12 protein-coding genes are annotated in these 12,775 nt (G+C 63.8%); 7 read left to right on the top strand and 5 right to left on the bottom strand.

The features are described 5' to 3' along the window. Positions 1–452 precede the first annotated feature (452 nt). From J2S75_RS22505 to J2S75_RS19290, 5 genes are all read right to left on the bottom strand, one after another. Positions 453–962, bottom strand: coding sequence for a Mov34/MPN/PAD-1 family protein (locus J2S75_RS22505; RefSeq protein WP_370874174.1), 510 nt, complete (start codon positions 960–962; stop codon positions 453–455). Next, positions 902–2,695 carry a ThiF family adenylyltransferase gene (locus tag J2S75_RS19305; RefSeq protein ID WP_307022329.1) on the bottom strand — a complete coding sequence of 598 codons (1,794 nt, stop codon included), beginning with the start codon at positions 2,693–2,695 and terminating at the stop codon, positions 902–904. Before J2S75_RS19305 ends, J2S75_RS22505 begins: the two co-directional genes overlap by 61 nt. 20 nt (positions 2,696–2,715) lie before the next feature. Then, entirely contained in the window at positions 2,716–3,768 is a 1,053-nt protein-coding gene (locus tag J2S75_RS19300; RefSeq protein ID WP_307022328.1) for a cyclic GMP-AMP synthase DncV-like nucleotidyltransferase, read from the bottom strand. A gap of 160 nt (positions 3,769–3,928) precedes the next feature. Then, positions 3,929–4,864: an anti-phage phospholipase gene (locus J2S75_RS19295; protein ID WP_307022326.1), complete on the bottom strand. Its 936-nt coding sequence runs from the start codon at positions 4,862–4,864 to the stop codon at positions 3,929–3,931. 429 nt (positions 4,865–5,293) lie between these two features. Beyond that, positions 5,294–6,415 (bottom strand): Fic family protein, encoded by a 1,122-nt coding sequence (locus J2S75_RS19290; RefSeq protein ID WP_307022323.1) that lies wholly within the window; start codon positions 6,413–6,415, stop codon positions 5,294–5,296. Positions 6,416–6,622: 207 nt separating this feature from the next. On the opposite strand from J2S75_RS19290, the gene J2S75_RS19285 reads away from it, so the two are divergent. The 7 genes from J2S75_RS19285 to trbK-alt all read left to right on the top strand — a co-directional run bounded on the left by J2S75_RS19285 (position 6,623) and on the right by trbK-alt (position 12,775). Beyond that, the gene (locus J2S75_RS19285) at positions 6,623–7,522 is read left to right on the top strand and encodes an HNH endonuclease (RefSeq protein WP_307022345.1); all 900 of its coding nucleotides are present in this window, start codon (positions 6,623–6,625) and stop codon (positions 7,520–7,522) included. 176 nt (positions 7,523–7,698) lie between these two features. Next, complete coding sequence (gene trbB, locus J2S75_RS19280; RefSeq protein WP_307022322.1) at positions 7,699–8,670, top strand: P-type conjugative transfer ATPase TrbB; 972 nt, start codon at positions 7,699–7,701, stop codon at positions 8,668–8,670. After that, on the top strand, positions 8,667–8,999 hold the full coding sequence (locus tag J2S75_RS19275) for a TrbC/VirB2 family type IV secretion system protein (RefSeq protein ID WP_307022320.1): 333 nt from the start codon (positions 8,667–8,669) through the stop codon (positions 8,997–8,999). Before trbB ends, J2S75_RS19275 begins: the two co-directional genes overlap by 4 nt. After that, a complete protein-coding gene (locus J2S75_RS19270) occupies positions 8,999–9,268 on the top strand; it encodes a VirB3 family type IV secretion system protein (RefSeq protein ID WP_307022318.1) in 270 nt (89 codons plus the stop codon). Before J2S75_RS19275 ends, J2S75_RS19270 begins: the two co-directional genes overlap by 1 nt. A 13-nt stretch (positions 9,269–9,281) precedes the next feature. Then, on the top strand, positions 9,282–11,738 hold the full coding sequence (trbE, locus tag J2S75_RS19265; RefSeq protein ID WP_307022316.1) for a conjugal transfer protein TrbE: 2,457 nt from the start codon (positions 9,282–9,284) through the stop codon (positions 11,736–11,738). After that, complete coding sequence (trbJ, locus tag J2S75_RS19260) at positions 11,735–12,493, top strand: P-type conjugative transfer protein TrbJ (RefSeq protein ID WP_307022313.1); 759 nt, start codon at positions 11,735–11,737, stop codon at positions 12,491–12,493. Before trbE ends, trbJ begins: the two co-directional genes overlap by 4 nt. Before the next feature lie 12 nt (positions 12,494–12,505). Continuing rightward, positions 12,506–12,775 (top strand): putative entry exclusion protein TrbK-alt, encoded by a 270-nt coding sequence (gene trbK-alt / locus J2S75_RS19255; RefSeq protein WP_307022311.1) that lies wholly within the window; start codon positions 12,506–12,508, stop codon positions 12,773–12,775.

The raw sequence follows: 12,775 nt of genomic DNA, 5'->3' as shown, positions 1-12,775 counted from the left end.
TGTGCTGATCTCGCTCACGGACGCCTCCTCCAGTGGTGATGAACACATCCACTCTGACACATCGATGCCGTCAGGGGGCGTCCACCCCATCGCTTCTCGTTTGGAAGTGCCCAAAACCGACCAGTCCGACCCCGAAACCGTCTGTCAGCAAAGCGCCCGCAAAGCCGCCGTTCGTTCAGCTGATCTAGGATGGCAGCTAAGTGCGCCAAACCCGCCCACCATGCGACGGATCCTCGACTTCCTTGGAAAGCGGCGATGCCGCTTGGACCGCCGAGGTTGTCGAACTTGCATGCTGATTCCTTTATAGAATGCAGGTCCTAAGGGGAGACCGGAGGAGGCATGCGTCGCTGAGAAGATGGAGCCGCCATCGAAGCGGCCCGCGAAACTACGGGGTCAAGTGACGACGCACCGGTAGACCCAGATATTGGCACCAACGAAGCAGCAGGGAAAAATCAACTCTCGCCCTTTGTTGGCTGCGACTGATCAAGGCGGCTCCACTCACCATTCGCGCGGTGAATGGACAGCCAAATACCGGAAGGGCCAGGCCGTGTGCCGACGATCATCATAAGGAACCCCGGCAGTTCATGATGCGAGGCGCTCACCATGTCCTTCATGCTTGAAATGTCAGTCGAAGACGGCTTCGGACTGCTCTCAGGGTGGGTGTGCCAGTCCCCAACATAGTGTAATCCCGCAGTGAAGCGCTCTCCTATTTCTTGCTGCTCGGCTTTCCGATTGGGACGGAAGCCGAAACGGCTACGAAGGTCGCCTTGCCGGGGTCCGGTGGCCTGCTCGACTGACCATTCGTCCCCATGAATTCGCGCGAACAGCTGTCCACCGGCCTCTCGTCTCCAGCACGAAGTCTGGCGATGGTGTGAGACGTGCAGAAGCACGGCTCCGCGAACTAAGACGCGAAGACTCCCAGTCGGGTCGGTGAAGGTGAGGTCGCTGGGTGATGAGGGCATGGACACTCAGAATCTTCCGGCCAAGGAGTTGCGGTCAGAACGCCCCCGCGACCAGGGTCTCCGAAGCGATCGACCCACGATGGATGCCAAGACCCCCCGCCATGCTCAAGCTCCGACTGAGGCGCCAGCCAAGCGCGCCTGACCGGCGTTGCACAGCGCCCGAGGAGGAGATCCACGGCGAGGGAAGCGACGGCGGCCTGTGCGGGCGCGAGTTCGATCGCGCCGTAGATGCTCGTCGGGCCGCCGCACGCGACCGGACCCTTGCGGCGCCAAGCGGTCGCGGGAATCCCTATTGTCCCGGTCGCGCCAAAGCCGCAGCGAAGACAGGCTCCGTTGCATCCGATCGCAAGGGCGTGCGCCGCGCCGGCCTGGTCTTCGACCCATCCGTACAGTACCGGTGAACTGAGTTCCCCCGTGCCGGACCTCTGTAGGTCGTTCAGCGCACTCTCTGCATTCCAGTCGCCGATCAACGAAAGCACCAGATCACAACCGCGCAGCGCGTTGGGCTCTCGCCTCAAGAGCGATTGCCAGCTGAGCGGTTCCGCCCGGACTTCGCGTGCGTGCGGGTACATCGGCCTGAACTGGTCCGCGAGTGCCGCGGCCTTGTTCTTCCCGACACTGTTTGCGCCGAGCTCATGGCGGCCAACATTGGCCCAAGCGAAGGTGTCAGGATCGACCAACACGGCGCGACCCAGGCCGGATTGAAGCAGCAGCTTCGCGACACCGGCGCCCACTGAGCCGCATCCGAGCACGGCAACACGCTTCTCCGCGAGCTGTGCACCTTCGCCGGCGCGCATCCGTCCTAGCCAGGCGTCGACCCGCTCCACGGTTGCCCGGCGGGCCGAACGTCGGATGGCCAAAATGTTGGGCGGAACGTGCCCTGGTCGGAACCCTTTCGACACGCTCGGCTTCGGAGCCTTCCCGCTGGCTCTTTCCACGTTGGGATCTTCGATCACAGCCGGTGCTTGGGCGATCTCGCCTGCCGACGTGGCTCCGGTTAACACCACGGTCGCCCGCTCGATCATGGTGGTCATGAGGCGGTCGAATACCCTGAGACCATCCGGCGATCGCTCGGCGACCAAACGTCGTAACGAACCTGCGTCGTTGGGATAGTTGTCCGGCTCGGGCAGGCGATCAAGCCAAATGGCGACGGCGTCCTTGAACGTTCTAGTGTCGTCCGCTCCGTAGCGGTTGTTCAACCACGTGCGGCAGTCGTCGGTGTTCTCGGCGACGAGGTAGAATTTCTGACCGTGCCACGCCGCTAAGGCTCGGCTGCGTGCCTCGGGGCGCAGCCACGTGCGGATTGGGAAGTCGCGGGTGACATCGCGCCGCCAATAAGCATCGAAGTCGAGCAGATAATCGTCTCGGTTGCCCCCGGCTTGGTCGTCGGCGATGAGCGCAAGCGCTTCGCGGTGGGAATATTCGACCACGGCCACTGGATCGAGCGTGTCTGCCCGGCCACCGTCACCAGCGAGACAGAGCCGCCCGCCTGCTTCGATGTGCGGGGCACGCAGCAGATCGCTGCGGCCATCCAGCGAGAAGCGCGGCAGTGAATAGGGGAACTCGGCATCGAGGAGCAGGTTCAACGATCCTGCTTCGCTGCTGGGAATCGGCAACCTCCATCCGTCCCAACTTTCGTTGCGCCCGAGCGCCCGGAGCTGTGCGCCGGAAAGACGCTGAGCGTCGGGAATTTCAGTCTCGACCCAGGTCCTGACTTGCTCGATCGCCGCCAAGCGCCTCGTTGCGAGAAAACTCAAGGCAACGCCGACCCGGCGTAGCGACCACCCTCGCGTTTCTCGACAGGCCGAGTCGGCGAGCGGGCGCTCTTGCTCCCTGAGCCGTCACTCCCTTCCTCTGGTGGCGACTGTTGCGAAAACCAATCCGTACAGAACACCTTGTCCCACGCGGCCATAGCGGCCTGATGCGTGCAGTCGGAGGTGTCGAGCACTTCCAGGTGCTTCAGGTTCTCCATCAGCCGATCCTTGAAGTAACCCGGTCGGGCATCGTTGTCGTGCCCGATCGTTTCACCGTTGATGGTGGGGTGGGCGATGGTCGTGTTCCACTCCAGACGCCAACGGATCGCCTTCATTGTCTCCCGGAGCGCAATGTCGTCGCGGCCAGCGGACGCCGAAAACGAGTCGTCGGCGAGTTTGGTGATCATAAAGCCGGTCGCAATCAGAGACTTCCACGATGACCGACTCCGCGCGAAGGCCTTGAGCAGTCGCACTACTCGGCAAAACTGCCCATCGGTATCGTCAAAGTCGGGGCTATGATGCTCATTGCGCTGCTTGAACCAGCGAGTAACCGCAAGTGCGTCTGAGGCCTTCCAGTCGGAGCTCGCCAGATCGTAGGAGTAGACCACCTTTCCGGTCCAAGGATCGGTGGATTCGATCCGGCGATAGGAGGGCACGTCTACGTGAAAGCCTTCGTTGTAGTAGACCCGCACGCAGTTCTTGAGCACCTTAGGAGGCGTGTTGAAGCGGTCGTCTTGGAGCGCGTCGCAAACCATCTGGCGCACGCTCAGGGCCGACAACTCTCCACCGTTCGGGCCAACGAGCTTACCCTTACGGAAGTAGACGCCGTCGTCGATGTCATAATCGGTGTTCTCGTCCTGCACCATCGTGTGCATGGCGTAGGAGCCTTGCGTGTGCTGCCCAATCGGTGCGGGTTTGCCGGCATCGGCAAGGCCCTTCTTCAAGCGGGCGCGATTGGCATCCCGCCGCTTGCGCATGTTGGTGCGCTCGGTGCTGGGTAGGTTCACCTCGGCATCGTGGTAGCCCAGCAGTTCAGCGGACGCGTCGTACATAGTCTTCCTCTGGCGAATCGAAGCCGTTGGACGGACCCAATCTGCAACTTGTTCAGTCTATCAGACTACCGACGTAGCGTGCCGGGTTCAAGCACAAAGCATGAACAGGAGGCGTGACGAGCCCTTGCAAAGCAGCTGGGCCAGCAAAAGCTCGGCCCGTCTACGCAAGCAACGCCGCAAGCTCCAGTTCCCGTTTAGCGAATGACTCTACTCCGCGCTGGCGCAATAGATTCAGTTTGTCGAGATCGTGCTCGAACAAATCGGTAGCCATCTCGGGCCGCTCGAAAGTGTCGCTGATGCGGACGGTTGGAACGTGCTTGTATAGAATGTGCCGAAGCTGATCCATCGACTGGGTGTTGATTTCAAGTGTCTTTTGGAGGAGCTGCACACTTTTCAGATATCGCGCGAACCACATTGTGCTGAATAAGGTTGGCCTGGGTTGCGGGTAGACACCAACTCCGACGCTGACGACGCGTAGCGCGGCGGCGGGCTGCTCCATCGCGCTCAAAGCGTCTGCGATCGCGTAGAGCGTGGGATTGTTGGCGCAATAGCCCCCGTCGACCAGTTCTATGCGGTCGCCCTGGGCGGTGGTCACCAACTTTCGTTCGAAGAAGGGGTAGGCCGAGCATGAGGCGACAACCGCGTCGCCCACCGGCACGCCGAAGCCGGGAACAAACGTGCCCTTGCGCCCATGTGCTTGGGCGACGCTCGCCTTAAAGATCATGGGGCGCTCAATCTCCCACTTCGTGGCGACGATGCCGATGCCGGTTTTGACAGCATCGAACTGGGTGTCGCGGTAGACCTCGCGAGCGAGGTCCGAGAGCGCAGCGGTCTTCTCGCGCGATGACTTGCGCTTCATGACGCGCACGACGTGCTCTGCGTACAACGCGTGAATTTCGTCGACTGAGTGCCCGAGGGCGAGCAGCGACGCGATGATTGCCCCCGTGCTTGTGCCGAAGATCAGGTCGAACACTTCGCACAGCCGCTTGCCGGCATGGCCCTCGATTTCTCGCAGGACACCGAGCGAGTAAAATCCCTTGGCGCCGCCACCGTCGAGGCTCAGAATTCGAAATGGGGCCGGACCATCAATCGACACAAAATCTTTCCTTGTCATTTGCTCTGAGCCTCCCCGTGACTGGGTCACGCGTCGTCGGTTTTCCTAATGGACAAGCGCTTAAGCTGGAAGCCGCTTATCGGGAACACCTTGGGCGAGCGGTCAGCTCCGGCGGACCGCGCCGGTGTAGTAGACTAAGCCAATTGGTTGCCTCGTCCATGGCCTCGTGTGCTTCATGAGATTTCCTGAAGGGTTGCATAATGCTCTGCGAAGCGGTCCGCAGGCCCCACAAATTTCTTGCGTCGGACCGACGTCCGCTTCGGCCCCCCGCGCCAAGATAGCGGACAGTCTCCTGACGGCCCCAAATCGGCCATTCATCGTCCCCGCAGCTAACGTCGGCTTCTGGCGCATCCTGCAGATTTGAGGATGCCTCGCCGAGGGCCCCGAACAGCTTCCCCGCGTTCCGCAAGCTCACGACTTTACAGCATGTCCCTGCAGGTTCAGGTGGTACCGGGTGTAGCGGCGCTCACCAGTGCGCGTTAGCGCACCTTTCTCGACCAAGTCGTGCAGGTCGCGTGTGGCGGTGGGGCGTGAGGTGCCGGTGATCGCGAGGTAGTTCTCCGCGCTCAGGCCGCCCGTGAAGCCACCAGGGCCCTCGCGGAACAGGCGGGCGATCACCTTCTCCTGCCGTTCGTTCATCATGTCGCGGAAGCGATCATAAAAATGCGCCTTGGCGATGTGGAAGGCGACGCGGCCGAGCGTCGTCTGCTGGGCCGCGATGATCGTTTCCGCAAAATAGACCAGCCACCCCGTGACATCGAGCGTCCGCTGATGCACCTCGAGCTGATCGTAATAGGCCTTGCGATGCTGCTCGATGGTATGGGCGAGCGCGATCAGCGTCGGCTGGCCGATGTTCTGGGCCAGGGACTTTTCCGCGAGTGTTCGGCCTACACGGCCGTTGCCGTCCTCGAAGGGATGGATGCTCTCGAAATAGAGATGTCCGATCCCGGCCCGGGTGAGTGCTGGCAAGGGCGTTCCACCGTCCGGGGCCGAGCCATTGAACCAGGTGAGATAGGCGGCCATCTCTTCCGGAACCCGAGAGGATGGCGGCGCCTCGAAATGCACGGTCGGCCGATCCTGGCGGCCGGACACGATCTGCATTGCCTCTTCATGGCGACGGTAGCCGCCGATCATCTCCAGATGCCGGCTGTCCGCCATCAGCATGCGGTGCCAGCGGAACAGCGTGTCCGCGTCGAGGGGATCGGCCCAGTTCCGATAGAGATCGACCATCATCTCCGCGATGCCCCGCTCCTTCGGCTTCACGTTGCGATTGTCAGTGTCGAGGCCGAGCTGACGGCGCAGGGAGGATTGCACGCTGAGGCGATCCAGCGTCTCCCCTTCGATCGCGCTGGTCTTGACGGCCTCGTCGCTGAGGAGTTCGATCCGCAGCAGGTCCCGCTCGCCCTCGCTGACATGCCGAACCGCACCGATCACCTCGCCGGTGAGCAGGAGAAACCGCCGCTCCAGCGGTTCGAGGGCAACCGGATCATAGGCAAAATGCGGCCAGCCGGGCTGCGTCCAGTTCCACACCATGAGCGATAGGGCCTCCCGCTATACCTCACATAATAGCGCATACGTGATTGATAGATAGCCGTCCTATCGCTCACGGCAGTGCGAAGGAGAACTGAGAGCGTGATGCCGGGTCGATCGCGCGCCGCGCGCGACAAGGAGTGAATGGTCCACCTGCTGCCGAACGCTTTCCAATCTGCGATACGATCGAATGGGGATCAGGGATGGCACATGGGATTCGGCGTCTTCATTCACCGCTCGGACTCGATTTATGACGACAGCCCGGCTGAGCGGTATCAGTTCCCGCGCCCATATCTGGGACGCGTCGAGGCCTGCGTCGGCGACTGGATCGTTTATTACGAACCCCGGAAAGTGGCGGAGACCCGCGGCTATTTCGCGATCGCAAGGGTCGAGCGCGTCGTTCCTGATCCCACCGCTCCGGGCATGTATCTCGCTCTCATCGAACCGGGCAGCTATCTCGATTTTGCCAGCCCGGTGCCGTTCACCGATGCGGATGGCGTGATCGAGCGCGGTGTGCTGAACGCGGACGGGCGCATTTCGGGGCGTGCGCAAGCCGCCGTGCGTCCACTCTCGCCGGACGATTTCAACCGGATCGTCACTCTCGGGCTGAATGATAGCGAGCCGCTGCTGCCCCGCGTCGACGAGGGTGCGTCTCTCTCAGGCTTTGAAGAAGAACAGGCGCCATTCCTGTTCGAGCAGCCCCGCGAGCGCGTCGACACTCTGTCCTCTCGCATCGTCCGCGACCGCATCTTCCGGCGCGTTGTGCTGCGCGCCTATGACGAGCGCTGCGCCATCAGCGGGCTCAAGCTGATCAATGGAGGCGGGCGCGCCGAGGTGGCGGCTGCGCATATCCGCCCGGTGGAAGCGAATGGCCCCGACATCGTCAGCAACGGGCTGGCGCTGTCGGGTACGGCCCACTGGATGTTCGATCGCGGGCTGATCAGCCTCTCGGATGATCTGGACATTCTCATTTCCCGGCAGAGTAACGATCCCGATGGTGTGCGCGCTTTCATCAATAAAGACGGCCGCGCCATCGCGCCACGCAGGTTGATCGAGCGCCCCCATCCCCATTTCCTGCGCTGGCATAGAGAGCATTGTTTCAAGCCGTGAAGCGGAGGCTCCCTATGCCGCTTCCGATCACTGCACAGCAGTTCCGCCGTTCGCCTGTCATTGCACGCCACGCTACGACGCGGATGGAATCCTGTTGAACCGGCCTAATATCGGGCTCTTTTAATCATCCCCACCCGGGATGAGATCGTCAGGACCCCGGCATTCTCGGGGTTCGCATGGCGGCAGCACAACATCATCATGGTTTTGCCCGCGGCGCACGGATGCTGCGCACGGCGCTGGGTCCGGCGATCGCCCGGCATCTGGAAGACCCGACCGTCGTCGAGGTGATGCTGAACCCGGACGGGCGGCTCTGGATCGACCGGCTCTCGGAGGGACTATCCAACACGGGTGAGCGGCTCTCGCCCGCTGACGGCGAGCGCATCGTGCGGCTCGTCGCGCACCATGTCGGTGCCGAGGTCCATGCGGGAGCTCCGCGTGTTTCAGCTGAGCTTCCCGAGACGGGAGAACGTTTCGAGGGCCTGCTGCCGCCGGTCGTGGCGGCCCCGACATTCGCGATCCGCAAGCCCGCCGTCGCGGTCTTCATGCTCGAGGACTATGTCCGCGCCCGGATCATGTCCGCCGCACAGGCCGGCGCTTTGCGCCAGGGTGTCGCTTCTCGCGCCAACATCCTGGTGGCCGGCGGCACCTCGACAGGCAAGACCACGCTGACCAATGCGCTGCTCGCGGAGGTCGCGAAGACCTCCGATCGCGTTGTTCTCATCGAGGATACGCGCGAGCTGCAATGCGCGGCCCCGAACCTCGTGTCCCTTCGTACCAAGGATGGCATCGCCTCGCTGTCCGAGCTTGTTCGGTCAGCGTTGCGCCTGCGTCCAGACCGCATCCCCATCGGCGAGGTGCGCGGCGCGGAGGCGCTGGACCTCCTGAAGGCTTGGGGCACCGGCCATCCCGGCGGCATCGGCACCATCCATGCCGGCAGCGCGCTCGGCGCGCTACGCCGGATGGAGCAACTCATCCAGGAAGCCGTCGTCACCGTCCCACGCGCGCTGATCGCCGAGACCATCAATCTCGTGGCCGTGCTCTCCGGCCGCGGCTCCGCACGCCGGCTCACCGAACTCGCGCGTGTCGAGGGCCTTAGCCCCGATGGCGACTACCGCGTCACCCCTGCTTTCACTGGAGATCCCTCATGATCCGATCGCTCCATCGCGCCGGCAGCGCGGCCCGACTGGCTGTGTCTGCCATCTGCATCAGCCTGATGGCCACGGCCAGCGCTCATGCCTCTGGCTCCTCCATGCCGTGGGAGGCGCCGCTCCAATCCATCCTCCAATCGATCGAAGGCCCCGTCGCCAAGATCATCGCCGTCATCGTCATCATCTCGACCGGGCTGGCGCTGGCCTTCGGCGACACATCGGGTGGCTTCCGCCGGCTGATCCAGATCGTGTTCGGCCTATCGATCGCCTTCGCCGCCTCGAGCTTCTTCCTGTCGTTCTTCTCCTTCGGCGGCGGAGCGCTGGTCTGATGGCCGAGACCGTTGAGGTTCCCGGCTTCAGCGTGCCGGTCCACCGGGCGCTGACCGAGCCGATCCTGCTCGGTGGCGCGCCGCGCGCCATCGCCATCGTCAATGGCACGCTTGCCGGGGCCTTGGGTCTCGGCCTGCGCCTGTGGCTGGTCGGCCTCGCCATCGGGATGATCGGCCATGTCGCGGCGGTGTGGGCGGCGAAGCGCGATCCGCTTTTCGTCGAGGTGGTGCGCCGGCATCTGCGCATCCCGGCGCATCTCTCCGTCTGAGCGGGGTGCCGAGATGATGAACCTCGCCGAGTATCGTAGCCGTAACCGCCGCCTCGCCGATTTCCTGCCCTGGGCGGCGCTGGTCGCACCCGGCATCGTGCTGAACAAGGACGGCTCGTTCCACCGTACGGCGCGTTTTCGCGGGCCAGACCTGGACAGTGCTGTGCCCGCCGAGCTCGTCGCGGTTGCCGGGCGCCTCAATAATGCCTTTCGTCGCCTCGGCTCGGGATGGGCGATCTTCGTGGAGGCGCAGCGCCATGCTGCCGCGGCCTATCCGGCGAGCGCCTTCCCCGATGCCGCCTCCGCTCTGGTGGACGCCGAGCGGCGGGCCGATTTCGAGCAGGCGGGCGGCCATTTCGAGTCGAGCTATTTTCTGACCTTTACCTATCTGCCGCCGGCCGAGGACGCGGCGCGCACCGAAGGCTGGCTCTATGAGGGCCGCGATCAGGCGGGTCTTGATCCCCATGAGACGTTGCGCGGCTTTGCCGACAGAACCGATCGGCTCCTCAACCTCATCGACACCTTCATGCCGGAATGCCGCTGGTTGGATGACGGCGAGACGCTGACCTATCTGCACAGCTGCGCCTCGACGCACCGGCACCGGGTCCGCGTTCCAGAGACACCAATCTATCTCGACGCCCTGCTCGCCGATCAGCCGCTCACTGGCGGGCTGGAGCCGCGCCTTGGCGACCAGCATCTGCGGGTGCTGACCATCACCGGCTTTCCCACGGTGACGACGCCGGGTCTGCTCGATGAGCTGAACCGGCTGGCCTTTCCCTATCGCTGGTCGACCCGGGCGATCCTGCTCGACAAGATGGATGCGGTCCGGCTGCTCACCAGGATCCGCCGCCAGTGGTTCGCCAAGCGCAAATCCATCGCCGCGATCCTCAAGGAAGTGATGACCAACGAGCAATCCGTCCTCGTGGATTCCGATGCCGCCAACAAGGCTGAAGATGCCGATCTCGCGCTCCAGGAGCTCGGCGCAGATCATGCCGGCATCGCCTATGTCACCGCGACGGTGACGGTGTGGGATGCCGATCCGCGCATCGCCGACGAGAAGCTGCGACGGGTCGAGAAGGTGATCCAGGGCCGCGATTTCACGGTGATGACCGAGACCATCAATGCCGTGGACGCCTGGCTCGGCAGCTTGCCCGGCCATGTCTACGCAAACGTCCGCCAGCCGCCGATCTCGACGCTGAACCTCGCCCACATGATCCCGCTCTCGGCGGTGTGGGCCGGCGAGTGCCGCGACGCGCATTTTGATGCACCGCCACTGTTGTTCGGCAAAACGGAGGGTTCGACCCCGTTCCGGTTCTGCCTGCATGTGGGCGATGTCGGCCACACTCTCGTCGTCGGCCCGACTGGGGCGGGCAAGTCGGTCCTGCTGGCGCTTATCGCGCTGCAATTTCGGCGCTACGACGGTGCGCAGGTCTTCGCCTTCGATTTCGGCGGCTCGATCCGCGCTGCGGCGCTCGCCATGGGCGGTGACTGGCATGATCTCGGTGGCGGCCTTAGCGAGGGAAGTGCGGAGAGTGTTTCGCTTCAGCCGCTTGCGCGCATCGATGAGGCCACGGAACGCGCCTGGGCCGCAGACTGGCTCAATGCCATCCTCACCCGCGAAGGTGTTTCCATCACGCCGCAGGTGAAGGAACATATCTGGACGGCATTGACGTCGCTCGCCTCGGCTCCGGTGGAGGAACGCACGCTTACGGGGCTGTGCGTTCTCCTGCAGTCCAACGACCTCAAGCAGGCGCTGCGTCCCTATTGCCTGGGCGGCGCTTGGGGCCGGCTGCTCGACGCCGAGAGCGAGCATCTGGGATCGGCCACCGTCCAGGCCTTCGAGACCGAAGGGCTGATTGGCGCGGAGGCCGCGCCGGCGGTTCTGGCCTATCTGTTCCATCGGATCGAGGACCGGCTCGACGGATCACCGACCCTCATCATCATCGATGAAGGCTGGCTGGCGCTGGACGATGAGGGCTTCGCGGGCCAGTTGCGGGAATGGCTGAAGACCCTGCGCAAGAAGAACGCCTCCGTCATCTTCGCCACGCAGTCGCTCTCCGACATTGATGGCAGCGCCATTGCCCCGGCGATCATCGAGAGCTGCCCGACACGTCTTCTGCTTCCCAATGAGCGGGCCATTGAGCCGCAGATCACCGCCATCTATCGCCGCTTCGGCCTGAACGATCGCCAGATCGAGATCCTCGCGCGGGCGACCCCGAAGCGCGACTATTACTGCCAGTCGCGTCGCGGAAACCGGCTATTCGAGCTTGGCCTGTCCGACGTGGCGTTGGCGCTGTGCGCCGCGTCCTCCAAGACGGACCAGCAGGCCATCGACAAGATCTTCGCCGAGCATGGCCGGAACGGCTTTCTTGAGGCCTGGTTGCGCCATCGCGACCTCGATTGGGCCGCTGATCTCGTCCCCAACCTTACCAATTTGATGCCCGACGACGAATGGGAGGCCCGTCCATGACCTATTACCCCGTCTCCTGCGTGGCACGGCTTGCCCTCGCAATAGTCTTGGCACCTGTTGCCGTGGTTCCACCACTCACCCAGCCCGTCAGTGCGTGGGACATCGTCTATGACCCATCAAACTATGGGCAGAACGTCCTCCAGGCGGCGCGGGCGCTGGAGCAGATCAATAACCAGATCACCTCGCTGCAGAACGAAGCGCAGATGCTGATCAACCAGGCGCGCAATCTCGCCAGCTTGCCGCATTCCTCGCTCCAGCAGATCCAGCAATCAGTCCAGCGCACCCAGCAATTGCTCGGGCAGGCGCAGAGCATCGCTTTCGATGTCGGCCAGATCGACCAGGCTTTCCAGCAGCGCTACGGCAATATCCCGCTCTCGGCCTCCGATGCCGATCTCGTCGCCGGTGCGCTCTCGCGCTGGCAGACCACGGTCGGGGGCTTGCAGGACGCGCTGCGGGTGCAGGCCGGCGTCGTCGGCAATGTCGACGCCAACAAGGCCGAGATGGCGACCCTCGTCGGCCAAAGCCAGGGCGCCACGGGCGCGCTTCAGGCCACGCAGGCCGGCAACCAGTTGCTCGCTTTGCAGTCGCAGCAGCTTTCCGACCTGATCGCAGTGATGTCCGCCAATGGGCGCGCCGCGGCGCTCGTAGAGGCGGAACGCGCGACCGCCGCCGAGCAGGGACGCGAGCAGCGCCGGCGCTTCCTCACCCCGGGCACCGGCTATCAGGCCGGCAATGCCCGCATGTTCAGCAACTGACGGGAGGCGAACATGGACGGAGCCATGCTGGCCCGGCTCGGCGCGGTGATCTTTGTGGCCATCGCCAGTACGGCCGCGGTTCTGGAGATGAGCCGTGAGGAGAAGGCGCGGGAGCCTTCACCCATTCGGACGGTCAAGGCCGAGCGCGATCCTCTGCGCGATGAGCAGCGGCAGTGTCAGCAGTTGGGAGAGGCGGCTGCGCAAGATGACACGTGCCTGAAGGTCTGGGCGCAGACACGCGACCGGTTCCTCGGGCGTCCCGCGCAGAACGAAGGCCACTGA

It is taken from the genome of Ancylobacter polymorphus, assembly GCF_030813495.1.
GTDB classification, from domain to species: Bacteria; Pseudomonadota; Alphaproteobacteria; order Rhizobiales; family Xanthobacteraceae; genus Ancylobacter; species Ancylobacter polymorphus.
The sequence above is the reverse complement of the archived record's forward strand: the minus strand, read 5'-3'. Positions and strand labels throughout refer to the sequence as shown.